Annotated in this window: 23 protein-coding genes; 11 read left to right on the forward strand and 12 right to left on the reverse strand. The window is 58.6% G+C overall.

Translation table 11 applies throughout. The features are described 5' to 3' along the window. Nucleotides 1–92 precede the first annotated feature (92 nt). Nucleotides 93–1,076: an aldo/keto reductase gene (locus tag FY156_07545; GenBank protein ID UXS01342.1), complete on the reverse strand. Its 984-nt coding sequence runs from the start codon at nucleotides 1,074–1,076 to the stop codon at nucleotides 93–95. A gap of 70 nt (nucleotides 1,077–1,146) precedes the next feature. Here FY156_07545 and FY156_07550 point away from each other — a divergent pair, with 70 nt between their 5' ends. Continuing rightward, nucleotides 1,147–1,542 carry a MerR family transcriptional regulator gene (locus FY156_07550; GenBank protein UXS01343.1) on the forward strand — a complete coding sequence of 132 codons (396 nt, stop codon included), beginning with the start codon at nucleotides 1,147–1,149 and terminating at the stop codon, nucleotides 1,540–1,542. Here the strand turns inward: FY156_07550 and FY156_07555 are convergent. From FY156_07555 to FY156_07565, 3 genes are all read right to left on the reverse strand, one after another. Beyond that, nucleotides 1,533–2,558, reverse strand: coding sequence for an NAD-dependent epimerase/dehydratase family protein (locus FY156_07555; GenBank protein ID UXS01344.1), 1,026 nt, complete (start codon nucleotides 2,556–2,558; stop codon nucleotides 1,533–1,535). The two genes, FY156_07550 and FY156_07555, sit on opposite strands and share 10 nt — an antisense overlap. Nucleotides 2,559–2,583: 25 nt before the next feature. Next, nucleotides 2,584–3,168, reverse strand: a complete 585-nt coding sequence (locus FY156_07560) for a TetR/AcrR family transcriptional regulator (protein UXS03071.1) — start codon at nucleotides 3,166–3,168, stop codon at nucleotides 2,584–2,586. Between the two features lie 123 nt (nucleotides 3,169–3,291). Next, on the reverse strand, nucleotides 3,292–3,996 hold the full coding sequence (locus tag FY156_07565; protein UXS01345.1) for an SDR family oxidoreductase: 705 nt from the start codon (nucleotides 3,994–3,996) through the stop codon (nucleotides 3,292–3,294). A gap of 118 nt (nucleotides 3,997–4,114) precedes the next feature. Between FY156_07565 and FY156_07570 the strand changes: the two genes are divergently transcribed. After that, nucleotides 4,115–5,020 carry a LysR family transcriptional regulator gene (locus tag FY156_07570; protein UXS01346.1) on the forward strand — a complete coding sequence of 302 codons (906 nt, stop codon included), beginning with the start codon at nucleotides 4,115–4,117 and terminating at the stop codon, nucleotides 5,018–5,020. Here the strand turns inward: FY156_07570 and FY156_07575 are convergent, their stop codons facing one another. Genes FY156_07575 through FY156_07585 form a run of 3 tightly spaced genes read right to left on the reverse strand, consistent with a single transcriptional unit; the run spans nucleotide 5,021 to nucleotide 6,769 of the window. Continuing rightward, on the reverse strand, nucleotides 5,021–5,743 hold the full coding sequence (locus FY156_07575; protein ID UXS01347.1) for an amino acid racemase: 723 nt from the start codon (nucleotides 5,741–5,743) through the stop codon (nucleotides 5,021–5,023). A gap of 29 nt (nucleotides 5,744–5,772) precedes the next feature. Further along, nucleotides 5,773–5,997 carry a 4-oxalocrotonate tautomerase family protein gene (locus tag FY156_07580; protein ID UXS01348.1) on the reverse strand — a complete coding sequence of 75 codons (225 nt, stop codon included), beginning with the start codon at nucleotides 5,995–5,997 and terminating at the stop codon, nucleotides 5,773–5,775. 28 nt (nucleotides 5,998–6,025) lie between these two features. Beyond that, a complete protein-coding gene (locus FY156_07585; GenBank protein ID UXS01349.1) occupies nucleotides 6,026–6,769 on the reverse strand; it encodes a glutamine amidotransferase in 744 nt (247 codons plus the stop codon). A gap of 131 nt (nucleotides 6,770–6,900) precedes the next feature. Between FY156_07585 and FY156_07590 the strand changes: the two genes are divergently transcribed. Continuing rightward, entirely contained in the window at nucleotides 6,901–7,776 is an 876-nt protein-coding gene (locus FY156_07590; protein ID UXS01350.1) for a LysR family transcriptional regulator, read from the forward strand. Between the two features lie 91 nt (nucleotides 7,777–7,867). On the opposite strand, the gene FY156_07595 is transcribed toward FY156_07590, so the two are convergent. Further along, nucleotides 7,868–8,257, reverse strand: coding sequence for a hypothetical protein (locus FY156_07595; GenBank protein ID UXS01351.1), 390 nt, complete (start codon nucleotides 8,255–8,257; stop codon nucleotides 7,868–7,870). A gap of 309 nt (nucleotides 8,258–8,566) precedes the next feature. After that, nucleotides 8,567–9,283 carry a hypothetical protein gene (locus tag FY156_07600; GenBank protein UXS01352.1) on the reverse strand — a complete coding sequence of 239 codons (717 nt, stop codon included), beginning with the start codon at nucleotides 9,281–9,283 and terminating at the stop codon, nucleotides 8,567–8,569. Nucleotides 9,284–9,344: 61 nt separating this feature from the next. Between FY156_07600 and FY156_07605 the strand changes: the two genes are divergently transcribed. From FY156_07605 to FY156_07620, 4 genes are all read left to right on the forward strand, one after another. Next, entirely contained in the window at nucleotides 9,345–10,478 is a 1,134-nt protein-coding gene (locus tag FY156_07605; GenBank protein ID UXS01353.1) for a hypothetical protein, read from the forward strand. Beyond that, on the forward strand, nucleotides 10,468–10,608 hold the full coding sequence (locus FY156_07610) for a hypothetical protein (protein UXS01354.1): 141 nt from the start codon (nucleotides 10,468–10,470) through the stop codon (nucleotides 10,606–10,608). Before FY156_07605 ends, FY156_07610 begins: the two co-directional genes overlap by 11 nt. A 61-nt stretch (nucleotides 10,609–10,669) precedes the next feature. After that, the gene (locus FY156_07615) at nucleotides 10,670–10,873 is read left to right on the forward strand and encodes a hypothetical protein (GenBank protein UXS01355.1); all 204 of its coding nucleotides are present in this window, start codon (nucleotides 10,670–10,672) and stop codon (nucleotides 10,871–10,873) included. Further along, nucleotides 10,870–11,265, forward strand: coding sequence for a hypothetical protein (locus tag FY156_07620; GenBank protein ID UXS01356.1), 396 nt, complete (start codon nucleotides 10,870–10,872; stop codon nucleotides 11,263–11,265). Before FY156_07615 ends, FY156_07620 begins: the two co-directional genes overlap by 4 nt. Before the next feature lie 41 nt (nucleotides 11,266–11,306). On the opposite strand, the gene FY156_07625 is transcribed toward FY156_07620, so the two are convergent. Next, on the reverse strand, nucleotides 11,307–11,639 hold the full coding sequence (locus FY156_07625; GenBank protein UXS01357.1) for a helix-turn-helix transcriptional regulator: 333 nt from the start codon (nucleotides 11,637–11,639) through the stop codon (nucleotides 11,307–11,309). A 150-nt stretch (nucleotides 11,640–11,789) separates the two neighbouring features. Here FY156_07625 and gstA point away from each other — a divergent pair, with 150 nt between their 5' ends. Further along, entirely contained in the window at nucleotides 11,790–12,425 is a 636-nt protein-coding gene (gstA, locus tag FY156_07630) for a glutathione transferase GstA (GenBank protein UXS01358.1), read from the forward strand. Nucleotides 12,426–12,469: 44 nt separating this feature from the next. On the opposite strand, the gene FY156_07635 is transcribed toward gstA, so the two are convergent. Then, the gene (locus FY156_07635) at nucleotides 12,470–13,360 is read right to left on the reverse strand and encodes a LysR family transcriptional regulator (GenBank protein ID UXS03072.1); all 891 of its coding nucleotides are present in this window, start codon (nucleotides 13,358–13,360) and stop codon (nucleotides 12,470–12,472) included. 101 nt (nucleotides 13,361–13,461) lie between these two features. Here FY156_07635 and FY156_07640 point away from each other — a divergent pair, with 101 nt between their 5' ends. Further along, nucleotides 13,462–14,088 (forward strand): NAD(P)-binding domain-containing protein, encoded by a 627-nt coding sequence (locus FY156_07640; protein UXS01359.1) that lies wholly within the window; start codon nucleotides 13,462–13,464, stop codon nucleotides 14,086–14,088. An 88-nt stretch (nucleotides 14,089–14,176) separates the two neighbouring features. On the opposite strand, the gene FY156_07645 is transcribed toward FY156_07640, so the two are convergent. Beyond that, nucleotides 14,177–15,055, reverse strand: coding sequence for a LysR family transcriptional regulator (locus FY156_07645; GenBank protein ID UXS03073.1), 879 nt, complete (start codon nucleotides 15,053–15,055; stop codon nucleotides 14,177–14,179). 137 nt (nucleotides 15,056–15,192) lie between these two features. On the opposite strand from FY156_07645, the gene FY156_07650 reads away from it, so the two are divergent. Next, a complete protein-coding gene (locus tag FY156_07650) occupies nucleotides 15,193–16,389 on the forward strand; it encodes an MFS transporter (GenBank protein ID UXS01360.1) in 1,197 nt (398 codons plus the stop codon). After that, a complete protein-coding gene (locus FY156_07655) occupies nucleotides 16,386–16,856 on the forward strand; it encodes an MFS transporter (protein ID UXS01361.1) in 471 nt (156 codons plus the stop codon). Before FY156_07650 ends, FY156_07655 begins: the two co-directional genes overlap by 4 nt. Nucleotides 16,857–16,867 lie beyond the last annotated feature (11 nt).

The following is a 16,867-nucleotide window of genomic DNA, read 5'->3' on the forward strand; positions in this document are numbered from 1 at the left end:
ATACGAGACAGGCTACCCGGTACGCGCTGCGGCGTCGATCCCTTGGCGGTGATCAGATGGAAGCGCGGCCATGAGACCGCGCATCCGAGGCATCAGACCGCGACACCCTGCACCGCAGCCGCCAATGGTTCCAGCCGATCCATTTCTTTATCGGTCAGGTGAATGGTGGCGGCGGCGACGTTTTCCACCAGCCGTTCGGGCTTGCGTGTGCCGGGAATGGGAACGGTTTTCGCTTTCAATCTGTCGGACTGGGCATAGAGCCAGGCGAGCGCCAGTTGCGCAGGCGTGACGCCCTTGGAAGAAGCGATGTCTTCGATACCGGCGACCAGCTTCATATTGGCTTCCAGGTTTTCAGCCGAGAAACGCGGGAAGTTCTGGCGCGCATCATCACCACTTAGTGACGCGGAAAACCCCTGCCCCGTCAGCAGGCCGCGCCCCAAGGGGGAATAAGGCACGATGGTCACCCCAAGCTCTGCCGCCGCCGGCACGATTTCCCGCTCGATATCGCGGGTGAAGATCGACCATTCCGATTGCAGGGCGGCGATGGGATGAATGGCATGGGCGACGCGCAGCTCAGCGGCGCTGACGGCCGACAGACCAAGCCACTTCACCTTGCCCGCCTTGACCAGATCGGCCATCGCGCCGATCGACTCTTCCAGTGGCACGGTCTCGATGCGCCGGTGCATGTAATAGAGGTCGATCACCTCCACACCCAGTCGCTTCAGGGAGCGATCCACCGCCGCCCTGATGAATTCAGGGCGGTTATCGATGCTCCAGTCATCAGGGTTATCGGGCGTGCGCGTGTAACCGAACTTGGTGGCGATGATGACTTTGTCGCGGTTGGCCGTAACGAAAGGCGCCAGAAACTCCTCATTGGTGCCGACACCATACATGTCTGCCGTGTCGAACATGGTTACGCCGAGGTCCAGCGCCCGTTCCAGCGTTGCACGCGACTGGGCCACATCGGTAGCGCCATAAAATTCGCTCATGCCCATGCAGCCCAGTCCCTGAACGCCGATCATCGGGCCATTTGGACCAAGCTGAAGCTGAGGCATGGGGGTATTTTCGCTTGTCATTTTTGGGTCTCCACTTTCTGACAAGCACCTCTTATAAGTATGGAGTATAGTCTATAGTCAAGGGTTTATGATGCTGATTTCGGAATTTTCCAGAGCCACCGATCTGCCGGTCGATACGATCCGTTTCTACATCGCCAAGGGACTGTTGAAACCGGAGCGCAGCGCCAAGGGCGGCTCCAATCCTTACCAGATGTTCCGCGCGGAAGACGTGACGGCGGCACGCATGATCCGCCTGCAGCAGACGCTGGGTTATTCTCTCGGTGAAATCCTGGCGCTGAACGAGGAATATCGCGCCGGCGAAAATTCGTCAGAACGCACGATCGAGGTGCTGCAATCGCAGATAGCCAGGCTGGAAGAGCGCAAGGCCGCGCTGGATGCGGCCCTGTCGTTTCTGCGTGGCAAGGTGGACTGGATCAAGGCCGGCAAGCCCGATGACGCGCCGCGCCTTGAAGACTATCAGTGTTGAGCGGCGCTGAGTTCCGCCAGCCCTTCTTCCCGTGAGATCACCGGCTCGTATCCAAGTTCCCGCCGCGCCTTGCCGATATCGAACGAGACCTCCACAGCCGAGGTTGCATAAGCCTGCCTTGTCAGCGGCGGAACAATCCTGCCGCCAGATATGCCCGCCAGAATATCGCCAATGGTCGCCACGGTGCGAACGACGGCACGCGGCACCACCTTTTCAGGAACCGCAAGCCCCTGTGTTTCCACCAGCGCTGAAACGATGCTGCGGAACGGCACGGGCGCGCCGTCCGAAATGAAATAGACCTGGCCACCGCGACCACGGCCAAGCGCCAGTTCCACGGCGGTGCAAAGATTGGCGATGTGGGTGGTCGAGGTCAGATAGGTTCCGCCGCTGATCCAGGCGAACTTGCCGGATTTTACCGCCTGCGTCAGCGCTGGAAGGGCAGTCGTATCGTCCCTGCCCCAGACAAAACGCGGGCGCAGCACCACGACAGAAAAGTCCGGCCCGTCAGCAGCGAGAGCGAGGCGCTCTGCCGCCGCCTTCGTACGGGAGTAACCGCCTGCCGGTCTTTGCGGCAATGGCATCGTCTCATCCACATTGACGAGCGGCTTGCCGGTGGCGAGCACGGATTCCGTGCTGAGATGAATAACCTTGCGAATGCCGGCGGCACGGGCCGCATCGAGAACCGCACGCGTGCCGTCCTCATTCACACGTCGCTGTTTTTCGCTGGCAGGCCCATGGTCGGTATCGGCGGCGGCGTGGATCAGCGCATCGCAGCCCGCCATGCCGGCAGACAAAGCGGGATCGAAAAGTTCGCCGATGACCGGTTTCGCTCCCAGCGATCGAACCAGTTCTGCCGCGCCTTCACTGCGCACCAGCGCGGAGATTTCCACACCGCGCGCAACAAAATGGCGGATCAGGTTACGGCCGACATAGCCGCTAGCGCCCGTTACAAAGATCCGTTGAAACGGAACGAGTTTATCCGTGGCCGCGTCCTGTGCGGCAATGCTGTCAATCATGTCATTCACCTGTGTCCTGGGAGGGTCAGCTCGTGGCGATTTCGGGAAGATCGCTCTCACCCGGTTGCGCTGTTACAAGCCAGTTGATCTCGCGAAGAAGCCTGTCGCGCTCTTCACGCGGGAAATGGTGGAAATCGAGATGTTCGAGGAATTTCAGCCCCTCCAGCGCCAGATAGGCAAGAAGCGCACCACGCGGCGATGGTGATGTGGCCTCAATGCGGGAAATGGTGCGGGCCTGATTATCCTGCATCTTGGTACGCAGCCCGGCATCCAGCGCAAGCGCGGCACTGAGGTTCAGCGCAACCGCCCTGAACTCCTCCGGCGGCGGGGCAGCAGCGGCAAGAATACGCCCACGGATGGCCTTGTCCTCGACTGCAGCGATCTGCGCTTCAATCCCGGCATGATGGTCATTGTCGCGTTCAAACGCGCGGTCCACCACGGCTTCGACCAGGGCCTGCTTGGACTTGTGGTCGTAAAGCACGCTCGCCTTGTTGATACCCGCCTCCCTGGCGACAGCATCAACCGTCAGATTCGCCGCCCCGTCCCGACCGACAACCCTTTCCGCCGCATCAAGAACCGCCTGCTGATCGATAACCCGCTTCCTGCCCATCATCTCATCCAATTTATTTCCAGCCAGATGGTTATAAATAATTGGCGATGACCATGTCAAGCGTAGGAAGGGATATGGCGCAGCCCCTGCCCGCCACGGAACAGGAGCCGCTTTTGCCTGATGTCAGACCGAACGGGTCAGACCGCCATCGACCTTGAGGTTCTGGCCGGTGATGTAGCCGGCGCCATCCGACACGAGGAATGAGATGGTAGCGGCGATTTCGTCGCTGGTGCCGTAACGCTTCATCGGCACCATGTCGCGGCGCTCTTCGGTGGCCGGCAGGCTGTCGATCCAGCCGGGCAGCACGTTGTTGATGCGGATATTGTCGGCCGCGTAGGTGTCGGCATAGATCTTGGTGTAGGACGCGAGACCGGAGCGGAACACCGCAGAGGTCGGGAACATTGCAGCCGGTTCAAACGCCCAGGCAGTCGAAATGTTGACGATGGCGCCGGATTTCTGCGCCTGCATGATCGGCGTGACCAGCCTGACCGGGCGAATGACGTTCATCAGATAGACGTCCAGACCGGTGTGCCATTGCTCATCGGTGATCTCGGTAATAGCGGCGCGCGGACCGTGACCGGCGCTGTTGACCAGCGCGTCGATACGTCCCCATTTGTCCACCGCAGCATCGACCAGACGCTTCAGATCATCATTGGACTGGTTCGAACCGGTAATGCCGATGCCGCCGAGGTCTGCGGCCAGCGCCTCGCCCTTGCCGGAGGAAGACAGGATCGCAACCTTGAAGCCATCGGCCGCCAGGCGCCTGGCTGCCGCTGCCCCCATGCCGCTTCCGCCCGCGGTGACAATTGCTACTTTTTCTACTGCCATATCCTCATCCTTTTCACATCGACGCGCACATTGATTATGCCTGAAACCATGATTATCATCTTACATGCCCGGTCAGCCAATCAGTTCTCCTGAATTTTGACTGTAGAAAATCTATCGTATGAGCGACACACTCGGAAAAATTCCCTCCCTCAATGGGCTGAAAGCCTTTGAGGCAGCCGCACGCCACCTGAACTTTCGCCTGGCGGCGGAAGAGCTTGGCGTGACACAGGGTGCGGTGGCACAACAGGTGCGCGGACTGGAGGCCGAACTGGGTCTGCAGCTCTTCGAGCGCCTGCCCAGAACGCTGGCGCTGACAGGCGAAGGCCGCGCCTATATTGCCGATGTCAGGCGTGCCTTCGAAATCATTGCCCGCGCAACCGGCGACCTGCGGCCGCAGCCCGTGCGGCTCGCCATCAGCACCACGCCGACCTTCGCATCCAAATGGCTTATTCCGAGATTGCCGGATTTGACCGCCCGCCACCCCGATCTCGATATCCATATCGTTGCGACCGATCGCATCTCGCATTTTCAGGCGGATGGCGTCGACCTTGCCGTGCGTTATGGTCGAGCGCCGTTCGGACCGGGCTTGTCCTGGCAATTGCTGTTCGAACAGGAAATTGTCGCCGCCTGCAGTCCCATGCTGCTGAGGGACCGAGAACCGCCGAAAACCATGGCAGAACTGGCGGGTTTTCCGCTTCTGCTGGACGCCCACAATTTCTGGCCGGAATATATCGAACAGCAATTCGGCGTGCCGGATGCACCACAGGAAGCGCCGGCCTTTCGCCGCATCAGCTTCAACCAGACCTCACACGCCATCGACGCGGCCATTGCCGGCCAGGGCATCGTACTCGCCACCCGCAACTTCATTGCCAGCGATCTGGCTGAACAGCGGCTCGTACAGATCGGCCAGCACACGCTGCGCGGCCCCTCCGATTTCTACCTCGTCTGGCCCCGCCACAGAAAATCGGCAGCTCTGGAGGCGATCAAAAGCTGGATGGTGTCAGCGACGACAGGGGCCGATTGATCAGCGAGCCGTTCCGTTACCGCCAGCTGATGTTTCAAGCGCCGCCGCGAGCAGCGCTTCCACATGAATTTCCATGGTGTCCAGCGTCGTTACCGGTAAGTCGGCATCGCTGAACAACAATGGCAGTTCCGTGCAGCCCAACACCAGCGTGTCGATAGCGTGATCGCGCTGCATGCGCCGAACGATGGCGAGAAAACCTTCACGCGTCTCGTGACGGACAATTCCCCGTTCGAGTTCGTCCGCGATCTTTGCCGCTATGTAGTCGATTTCCGGCACGGACGGTGCGATCACCTCAATGCCGCTTTCGCGAAACGGCGCCTTGAAGAAATCGGCTTCCATCGTGAACCGTGTCCCGAACAGGCCAAGACGACGAAGCTTTCTCCTGGCAGCCTCCTCGCGGGTCGCCTCGACGATGCTGATGAGCGGTACTCTCGACCGTGCCTGTAGCGCATCGAAAACGATGTGCGGTGTGTTGCCTGTGAGCGCAACGATTTCCGCCCCGGCCGCGATCAGCCTGTCGATGCCCGCCATCAGATAGGTCGTCAGCCCGTCATAATCCCGCGCCTGACAAAACCGGAAGACATCAAAGACATTCAGGCTTTCAATCGTCATGTTTGGAAAGAAATGCTCTCCAACCCGCGCATGCGCCGCATAGACCAGCCTGCGATAATAGAGCAGCGTCGATTCCGGCCCGATACCGCCGATAAGGCCCAGCTTTCTCATGCTTGTCCCTCTTGAGCGCCGTGCTGGTGTTAAGCCGACTTTTGCGATTTGCTTTTCTGCCGGCGAACGGTCGTGCTTTCGCCACCGACACCCCAATTGTCCAGGGAGACCTCATCGATGATGACCACGGTTGTTTCCGGGTTCTTGTTCAGGACGCGGGCCAAAAGCTGCGTAACCTCACGGATGAGTTCCGCTTTCTGCTCAGCGGTTGGTGCCTCCGAGCCGCCGGTAACCTTGATGTTGACGTAGGGCATATGATCTCCTCCATGTTGTTACGTGAAACTAGGCAGTGGTCTCGAGCTGCTGACGGCTCAGCGCCTGCACCGCAAAGCGGCGAAGCAGTCCAACCGGCTCTGGTGCATCAGTAACCCCCGCAAGCAGGCTGTCCGGGTCTCGTCCCTCATTGCGCAATGCATCGGCGCGCAGGTGAATGATTGCTGCACCGATCTCCGGCGTGAACTCGGGGTGAAACTGTGTGGATATGGCATTGCGTCCATAACGGACGATCTGATGAGGATCGTGACTGGACGCGGCAAGTGCCTTGGCGCCAGGTGGAAGCCTTATGATGGTCTGCATGTGGGTCAGATGCGCAGGAAATAGCGGCGGCATGGCCTGAAGCAGTGGATCATGCTCTGCACCCTCCAGAAGGCGGATCGTCTGCGTTCCGATCTCGCGCCCATCTGGATGATAGTCAACGTGACCGCCCAGAGCATGCGCCATGAGCTGGTGACCGTAACAAACGCCGAACAGCGGCAGGTCGATTGCCATCGCCTGACCGATCCATTGCGCTGTCGCTTCGCTCCACGGCAAACGTTCCGTCACCATGTCCCACGAACCGGTGATGATTGCGCCGCAAATGCTTTCCGGCGCGGGCAACACCTCTCCATCGAAAACACGGACCACTTGCAGCGTTTCAGCCAACGGCCCCAGCGCATGCCGGAACCACTGCGGCAGATCGCCATGCCGGGTGCGAATGGCTTCAGGCGGCGTACCGACCTGTATGAGCAGCAAGGGAGAAAAATCCAAGGTGGTCCTCGCGATAATGGGTTGGAGTTGGCAAGGCGCTGCGAGCAGCAACAGCTCCGATCCGTCCGCGACATTTCTAGCTTGCCTTCCCCATCTTGAAAAATGAATAATAGAGATAGGGAGTTCTTGAATTGAGAAACATAGACATAGACTCGCTTGAAATCTTCAAGGCTGTCGTGGACTGCGGCGGCATAACGAAAGCAGCGATGCGGCTGAACAGGGTCCAGTCGAACATCACAACACGGGTCAAAAACCTCGAAGAGCGGTTACAGGTCTCGCTGTTTCACCGCGAAGGCGGCAAGCTGGTTCTCACCGCCGAGGGACAACTGCTTCTGACCTATGCAGAAAGGTTGTTGCGCCTGTCCAACGAGGCGGAAGCGGCGCTGCGCTCGCGTGCTCCAAGCGGAACACTGAGAATTGGCACACTGGAAAGCACGGCAGCCGCCCGCCTGCCGCCCCTGCTGGCATCTTACCATCAACGTTATCCGGACGTTCGCCTGGAACTGGTGACAGGCGACACAACCTCGATGATCGAGCGTGTCCGCAACTACGATGTGGAAGCCGCCTTTGTGTCGGAGCCATTTCAGGCCGACGATCTGGACACCTGCCCGGCCTTTACGGAGGAACTGGTGCTGATCGGCGCCAAAGAGGTGGCGTCTATTGAGGCCGCACGGCAACTGGCAAAACGCACCGTCATTGCCTTTGCCACCGGCTGCTCCTATCGGCGCATTTTCGAGGACTGGCTCTCCAGCTCAAACATCATGCCGGAAAGGGTTCTCGAACTCGGTTCCTACCATGCGATCACCGCCTGCGTGGCGGCCGGTTCAGGCATCGGCATCATGCCGCGTTCCGTGCTTCGCGCCGTCCACACCGAGGCTGAGGTACAGGCCATTCCCCTTCCGCCACGGTTTGGAAAGACCCGCACACACCTCATAACCCGCCGCGGCTATTCCTCAGTGGCACTGGAGGCACTGCGTGCCGAACTGAAGCGCAGCCAGGATAAATAACATGGGTGCCATAGGCGACCCGATTGTGGCATCCGGCCTGCCGGTGTCCAGACGCCGCAGAATTGCCGCCACGCGGACACCCCTCACCACATCAGTTCAAATTGGCTGAGGAGTCTGCGCCGGCAACACTCTGCTCAGGCGAAGCTGCTTTGGGCCGGAAGAACAGAAAAAAGATGATGCTGAGAGGGGAGCCCACGCTGATCGGAAATCCCGTCTCCAGAAAATAGGCGAGTGAGCCGAGCGGGTTACTCGTCACCGTCGCAAGTGTGGATGGCAAATAGTTGAAAAGCGCCAGAACGAAAACCGTGACCGTGCCGACCAACAAACCCAGAACCGGCCCCATCAGGCATATTAGCAGCGTCGTGGCGATGCTGCGCTTGAACCATCTGGAGATTTTCAGCATGCAGCCAAATGTGACAAAGGCAACAAGGAGAATGAGCAGGAAAAAGTTTCCCCCGATCATCATGTCAAATTCATTCATCGCATAATCCTTATCCTAAAAATTTCTAGTTATTCATCTGTAGCGTTCGTCGAAGCTCAACCGCCTTACGGCTTCGTCGAGAACCTGCAATTGTCCGCAGACCATTCGGAAACATCGTTCTGTCGCCCAGAGAGAGAACCGATCAACCTCAAAAAACAGGTCACAACGTATCGACGCAATCATTGCCCAACGCACCCGCAACAGGAAGCAAGAACGACACATTACAATACAATTTAAAGATGAAAATCCACGCACAATGAAAAAAATTCGGAATGCGGTAGACCCTCGCTCGTTTCGAACGCGAATGCCTCAGTTTCCCTCGGGCATTCTCCATGACTTGCATTGATCGACGCAATACTCGGGAAACACAATCTTTTTGTCGGCCAGGTTCAATTCGAACATGATGACTGCAATATTGACCTCGCGCAGCGGATTTCTCTGAGCCGTCAAAACAAGTGCACCGGGAGGCAAGGCCTCCAAATACTCATCAGCATTCCGATAGTGAGCGCCCTCTTCCAAACGGCGTGGAACGAATTGAAGTTCTAAAAGTGCCTCTACGTTTTTCGGATCGATGAGCGGCAAGGCTTTCAAAACCGCGTTCTTGACCCCCAGCTCATGCATATCCTTGAAAAGATCGACATCGACAAATAACGTTTTGATCCGAATGGTTGTCGTGTTTCCCGACCCGGAAAGCTGAAAACGCCTGTAGAGCGGCAGGAAATTCTCGGCACCTGCCATGCCGAACGTACCCGAAAACGCCCTTTCACCCAAGAACTTCAGTACGAATGCCTCTGTATCGCCCTTCGGCCCTGGATCGTGGTGGCACAACCGTGTTCGAGGCGCACCGCCGCATTCAGTCCAGCCGGGCTGCGCTTTCACCCGGTCGTAACTGTCTCCCGCCCTGACGCCCTGCCAGAATTCCGGCGGCGCGTAATTTCCGGGCGGTGCTGCATGAGCGGGCATGACCAGCCCACACAACAACAAGCCCACCCAGCCGACAAGACGGCTTACGGCTTCTGCGCGCATCATTCACCCCCACAACCATTGCCCCCGTAACCATGCCTCAATCAAACAGGAGAGGCATGCCTTGGACACTCAACCCGACCGCGAAACTCAAGGAAAAGAGAACCACCGTCGGGATGCTGTCTCACCCGATATCGATATGCAATCTGGGGATGAAAAACCAGACGTTTTTTCGAAAACAGCCGGGCTTGGCCAGGCATATTCAGAGGCGACCGGCCACCCTGCCCCACCGCATTCCATCATCATGGGGAACGAGGCTGAGTTTCAGAGAACGATTGACAAAATCCGTCGGGCAAAACTGCTCAAAGAACACCCACGCCTCGCCGCCTGGCTGGCGGAAAACCGGACCAATGGCGACATCGCCGAACGTGACCTCGAAAATCTCGCAACATTTGACCGGATCGCCAAAGATGCAACGGAGCGTGAGAAAGACCGGCGCAACAGCGTGTTTTACCAGCCGGCTGCAGCGAGCAAAACGGACGACGAACGCGCGACAGGCCAGCCCAACAGCCTGATGTACCAAACGGCTGGTCCGACTTCCCTTCAATCCGGGTCACCCTTCACTCCGGTCACGACGCCGGTAGCCGGAAGCAATACGGACGGTGACGTTGGACGCACTACAAACCCCGCCGTCTCTGCTACTCCCCCAGACCCGGCACCGTCGGATTCAATTACGCCGATGGCCACGGCCCCCGAGACCGCAAGCGAGGCTGGTAAGAGGGCTGACACTGCGGCAATCCAACCTGTGGGACCTTCAGTCTCAGAGCAAAAAGTCGATCTGATTCTAAGGATCGCTGACTCAGGAAGCCTCGACGAAGCCGGAGTTCACCAGCTTCGTACGGACATTCAGGCTCAGAGCGACATCAACTCCTACTTTGCATTAGGGCTTGCGACTGAGCAACTCGCCGGAATGCCGCGCGAGAAGGTCCTCTTTCAGATAAAGCCGTACTTGACGCCTGAAGACAGGCGACACTTTGCGAGCGAAGACTTGGAACTCGTAAAGCGTCATGATGTGCAACTCATGACGGTTGAGGATCTGGAGTGGTCTGGACAAAGCATCGTAGAAACTGGGAAGGGGATCACCCGCGGTTTAGTTAAGGTCGGAGGCAGCCTTGTGGAACTCGCCAGCTCAGTTTTGGAGGCTTGTCACGCTGGAAGCCCAGCAACCCCATATCAACGCCGCACTGATGCGCATTGAAGGCAGTGTCGGCAAGATCGCCGACAGGATACGCAATGCGCTTTGGGCCCTGTTGCTGCTCGTTCTGGGGCCAATGATCGCCCTGTTGTTCAAGGCCTTTGCCGCCGGCGCGCTCTCCACCCATCTCTAGATTTGCGCGAACAACCTTTCCCCAACAATCCTGCCTCCGTCATCAAAGGAGGGCACCACACATGACGCTCGTCTTCATTCGCATTCTGTTGCGGTATATCGCGGCGGTCCTTGTTACCCAGGGGTTTATCGCGCCTGAACTCGGAGACCTGATGTCCGCAGATCCCGATATTGCCATGGCGCTGCAGATCCTCATCGGTGCGCTCATCGCCGCCCTGGCGGAAGGCTGGTATATGCTTGCCCATAGATACGGTTGGGCAAGATGACGTGGCTCACCAATCTCCTGCTTGGCGGACTGGTCGAAAAATTCACCGCGCCATTGCTTGCCGCCTATCAGGCGAAACTGGCTGCAGAAACGGACAGGGATCGTCTCGCCGCCGACCAAACGATCAAGCGCCTTGAGGCAGCCCGCGATATTGCCATAGCCGAAACCGCCGATCGCTGGAGCGCCACCCGCGTCGGACGCTGGCTGATCGTCGTTCCCTTTGGCCTCTGGTGGGCGGCAATCTACCTGGTGCAGATCGTCAACCCGTGGTTTGGGCTAAATCTCGTTGTTGTGGATGTACCCAAGCACATCAACGAGATGGCGCTGATCCTGATACCGGCAATCGTCATCGGGGACGCCGGAGCGCTGCTGGCTCGCCGCATCCGCCGGTAGCGAACGCCACTTTAATTCGCGCAACGGCCAAAGAGCCGCACTCATCCACTTTGAACGTCGTCGCGCGCCTTCAGCCAAAGGCCGAATTCCTTTACCACCGCAACGAGCTTCTCCAGACGCTGACCATCGCTGGTCAGCGAATACTCCACCTTGACGGGAATGGTGGGATAGACGGTGCGCATCACCAGTCCCGCCTCTTCCAGGGCACGAAGATCAAGCGTCAACATCCGCTGCGAAATACTCGGCACAAGCCTGCGCAATTCATTGAACCGCTTCGGACCATCCACCAGATAGGAAGCAATCAGCAATCGCCATCGCCCGCCCAGCAAACGCATTGTTTCCTCAACCGAACAGCCGGTCACGCTATCCTTCATAACGGGCGCCTTTCGCGAAGACAGGTATAATTTATGTACCTAGATGACAATATTTTGCGTTCTTACGTTTTTATACCGCCTCCATTAAGTGGGTTTCCTGCCGCGAGCAATACGACACGGGTTCGCGCAGAGACACATTCGGAGACAGCAATGAAACTCTATTATATGCCGGCGGCATGCTCGCTCGCATCGCATATCGTCGCCAACGAACTTGAACTGGCGGTCGAGTTTATCAAGGTCAACGTCAGCGATCGAAAAGACGAAACAGGTGAGGATTTTTACCGGATCAACCCCAATGGTTACATTCCGGCCCTGCAGTTGAATGATGGCCGCGTACTGTTCGAAGGCGCCGCCATTCTGCAGTATCTGGCCGATCTGAAACCGGAACGCTGCCTGGCGCCAGCCAACGGAACATTCGAGCGCTACAAGCTGCAGGAAATGCTGGGCTTCCTGGCGACGGAAATCCACAAGGGGTTCATCCCGCTGCTCTACGCGGACCTCGCCGGTCGTTATCTGGAGACGGCACGGCCGAAACTGCTAAAACGCTTCGCCTGGATTGATGAGCAACTGGTTAAAGCCCCCTATCTGATGGGAGACCGCTTCACCGTTGCCGATGCCTATCTGTTCGCGCTGACCGGCTGGGGTCAGGCATCCTGGCTGAAATCCTACTATAACGCCGATATTCGTTTCGATGCCTTCCTCAACCTGCAGGCATGGTACATACGCATGCGGCAAAGAGAGGCAGTGAAACAGTCACTCCAGGAAGAAGGTCTGGCCTTTCATTGACCTCTCACCTCCCGGCGACATCATGCGGCATGGCGCCGGGAATTTCATTCGCCGAACTCCTCCAAGACCGCCTGCACGAAGCTTTGCACCTTCACGGTCGGTCGGCGCCCCGCCGGATAGATCACATGCATCGGCCGAACCGGTCCTTCATAATCCGGCAATACCCGCACAAGCCGACCGGCGGCGATTTCGGCGTCTAATACGCTCTCAGGCCCCAGGGTAACACCGAAACCCTCTTTAGCGGCATGCAACAGTGCTTTCCAGTCGTTGCTGCGGATGCGTCCCGTCGCCTGCACCTCTTCGGTCCTGCCGTTGCGGCTGAACTGCCATCGGCAGGGAACGGAGGGGGACCAGTAGGCATAGGCCAGGCAATCATGTTTTGCGAGTTCGGCTGGCGTCCTGGGCACGCCGCGTCGCGCCAGATAATCCGGAGACGCGCAGGCAATCAGCCGATATGGCGCAAGAGGATGGGCAACAAGGGCCGCATCATTGACCTCGCCGACACGCACCATCACCTCGAACCCCTCTTCCAGCGGGTCGACAAAACGGTCGTTCAGCGTCAGGTCGATCTGCATATCCGGGTAGCGGCTGAGATAGCGGGTGACAAATGGCGCGAGGCTGAAGGCGCCAAAGGTCATGGGTGCGTTGACGCGCAGCACGCCTTTCGGACGCGAGCGCATCTCCTTCGCCACGGATTCCGCCGCCTCGACCTCCGAAAGCAGTTGCTTGCAGCGATCATAATAGGCGCGGCCCACATCCGTCAGGCTCTGGCGCCGCGTTGTCCGGTGCAGCAGCGCAGTGCCCAGCCGGTCTTCCAGAAACACGACGTGCTTGGCGACCATCTGCGGCGAGATGCCCATGGCCTCGGCGGCACCGGCAAAAGAACCCAGATCCGCGGATTTGACGAAAACCGCCATGCTGGTAAGCCTGTCCACGATTAACCCCTGACAGTGTTGAATGTCGTTCAATATGGAGAATTTATCCGGTTTTGGCATCAAATTAAACCTCCGTCATCCCATCAACACGGAGATACGACATGAACATCGGAATTATCGGCGCAGGTTTTGTCGGCCGCGCCATCGGCAAGCTTGCCGTCGCTGCGGGCCATAAGGTCATGCTCAGCAATTCACGCGGACCGCAAACCCTGTTCAGCCTCAGATACGGCGTTGGCTGCGAGGTCGGCACGGTGGAAGAAGCCGCCGCCTTTGGCGATATCGTGGTCGTTGCCATTCCGCTTGCCGCCTATCGTTCCATTCCGGTGGCGCCTCTAGCGGGCAAGGTGGTGATCGACACCAACAACTACTACCGGGAACGCGATGGTGGCATAGCCGAACTGGATGCCGGCACGACCACGACAAGCGAACTTCTGGCAAAACACCTTCCGCAATCGCGTATCGTCAAAGCCTTCAACGCCGTTACCATGAATGATCTCGAAACGGATGGCCGCCCCGCAGGCTCGACTGAGCGCCGCGCCTTGCCTCTTGCCGGTGACAGCAAGGAAGACAAGGCCATAGCCATCAGGCTCTATGATGAATTCGGCTTTGACGCGGTGGATGTCGGCCCTCTGTCTGAAGGCTGGCGTTTCGAGCGTGACCGGCCAGTCTATTGCGTACCGATGAACACCGACCGCCTCAGACAGACGCTGGCAGAAACCCAACGCTGAAGACGAGAGAACAGCGATCGTGTAAAATCGAAGGGGCATCCCACCCCTTCCTTTCAGTCAACCGGAATATCGCGACGTAAATCCAGCGTCATCCGTGATAGCGCAGCGCCTCAAGCACAACCTTCATCGCCGGCGACATCTGCCGTCTGCTGGCATAATAGAGATGATAGCCCGTAAACGGTTCACACCAGTCGTCGAGTACGCCCTGCAATCTGCCGGAGGCAATGTGCTCCTCGACGAGATCCTCGGGTATATAGGCAATTCCATATCCTTTCATGGCGGCGTCGATCTGCGCGATCGATGAGTTGAAACTCAGTTGCCCATCCACCCTGACCCGAAGCTCGCGGCCGTCCTTTTCAAATTCCCAGGCATAAAATCCGCCCCAGGTAGCCTGGCGCGTGTTGATGCAGACATGCCCGACCAGATCCTGCGGCACCCGTGGAATGCCGTGGCTGGCAAAATAGTCGGGTGAACCCACCGCCCGCAAACGCCAGTCCGGACCGATACGCACGGCAATCATGTCCTTGTCGACGCTCTCACCGAGCCGCACACCCGCATCGAAACGTTCCTCGACAATATTGCGCATGCCGTTGTCGCTATAGAGTTCGACGCGGATGTCGGGATAACCCGAAAGCACCCGGCTCAATTTTGGCCAGACGGTCATCTGCAAGGCGTGATCGGAGAGCGTCAGACGCACGGTGCCCGAGGGCTTTTCACGAAAGGCAACGAGGTCGGCGAGATCAGCCTCAATTCCCTCAAAACGCGGCGAAAGCGACTGGAACAGGCGCTCACCAGCCTCGGTCGTCGCAACGCTGCGCGTGGTCCTCGTCAGCAGACGCACGCCAAGCCGTGCCTCCAACTGTTTGATCGTATAGCTGAGCGTCGATTGCGACGTACCAAGTGTCGCTGCCGCCTTCGTGAAGCTCTGCGCCTTCGCAACCTCGAGAAACCACAGCAGATCCTTCATGTCCTCACGCTGCATGGCTGCTCCTATTAATATTGGATTTCGATAAGTCCATGCGGATTAGCACGGATTGTCCGCAAAGTAGAGCGACAATATCCTGGCGCCACAGAGAGAAACCCGGTTTCGACAGGCGGCGCCATATGACACTCACCTACAACGAAAACGTTCAAGCGAAGGAGACGGTGCCTGCTGCCTGGAGCGCGGTGCTATCCATGACACTGTGCGTTTTCGTTCTGATCGCCTCGGAATTCATGCCGGTCAGCCTGCTCACGCCCATTGCCACTGATCTCGGTGTTTCCGAAGGAAATACCGGTCAGGCCATATCGGTTTCCGGCATCTTTGCCGTGCTGACCAGTCTGTGCATTGCCTCCGTCATCCGCAGGCTGGACCGCCGAACCGTCGTTCTCGGCCTGACGGCGCTGCTGATGGTATCGGGCGCCATTGTCACCTTCGCCCCCTCCTACTCCGTTCTGATGCTGGGACGCGCCCTGCTGGGCGTATCGATCGGCGGTTTCTGGTCGATGTCGACATCCATCGTCATGCGGCTTGTCCCCAATGAAGAGATACCGAAAGCGCTCGCTCTGCTGAATGCCGGCAATGCCATCGCGGCAACCGTCTCAGCCCCGCTTGGCAGTCTTCTCGGTGCCTATATCGGCTGGCGTGGCGCCTTCTTTCTGGTTGTACCGGTGGATCTGCTTGCGCTTGTCTGGCAATGGGTCAGCCTGCCATCCCTTCCCCCTCGTCGGGAACGCGCATCGCTCAACGTATTCAGGCTTCTGGCGCGGTTGCCGGTGGCAATGGGCATGGCGGCGATCCTGACGCTGTTCATGGGGCAGTTTGCGCTTTTCACCTATCTCCGCCCGTTTCTGGAACAGGTCACACGGGTCCACATCGAAACGCTGTCGGTGTTCCTGCTTGTCATGGGTCTGGCGGGAGCGGTCGGAACCTGGGTCGTCGGAAGACTGCTGCAACACCGCCTGTTCGGCATTCTGGTCACCATCCCGCTGCTGATGGCCGTTGTCGCCCTGTTCATGATCGCCTTCGGGGGTATGAAAATCCCGGTCTTCGTCGCCTTGATCGGCTGGGGCTTCCTCGGCACGGCAGCACCGGTCGGTTGGGGCACGTGGCTGAGCCGCACGCTTCCCGATGATGCCGAGGCCGGCGGCGGGCTTCAGGTCGCCGTCATTCAGCTCGCCATCACGGCGGGGGCATCGGCCGGCGGGCTGGTCTTCGATGCGTTGGGCTGGCAGTCGACATTCTCGATGAGCGCGCTTCTCCTGTTCTGCTCCTCGCTTCTTTCCGTCGCCGCATGGCGGGCAGCACGGGACCGGCCATGAAGAGATCAAATGCGCCGGAACCGCAGCGGAGAACACTTCTGGCAACGGCGCTGACAGCCTTCGTCCTGCCTGCACACGTCTTCGGAAAAAGCGCCCCCAACAATCAGGACATGACCGACATGAAGATCAGGCTGACATTCGCCGGCAGAAGCATGAGCGCATCGCTCTACGACAATGCATCCGCCCGCGACTTTTTCACGATGCTTCCGCTCGACCTGACAATCGATGACTTCAGCTCCAACGAGAAGATCGCCTATCTGCCGCGCAAGCTCACGACGGAAGGCCACGGTCAATTCGACAATGAGAGCCCATACGACCTCTGCTACTACATGCCCTGGGGCAATCTGGCGATGTTTTACGCCGATTACAAACACCCCGGCCTGATCCGGCTTGGGCGTTTTGATGAAGGCCAGGATGCCCTTCATCTCGCCGGGAAATTTCCACTTCGCATCGAACCCCTCCCATGACCGAAACCTCA

The sequence above is a fragment of the Agrobacterium tumefaciens genome (assembly GCA_025559845.1).
GTDB lineage: Bacteria > Pseudomonadota > Alphaproteobacteria > Rhizobiales > Rhizobiaceae > Agrobacterium.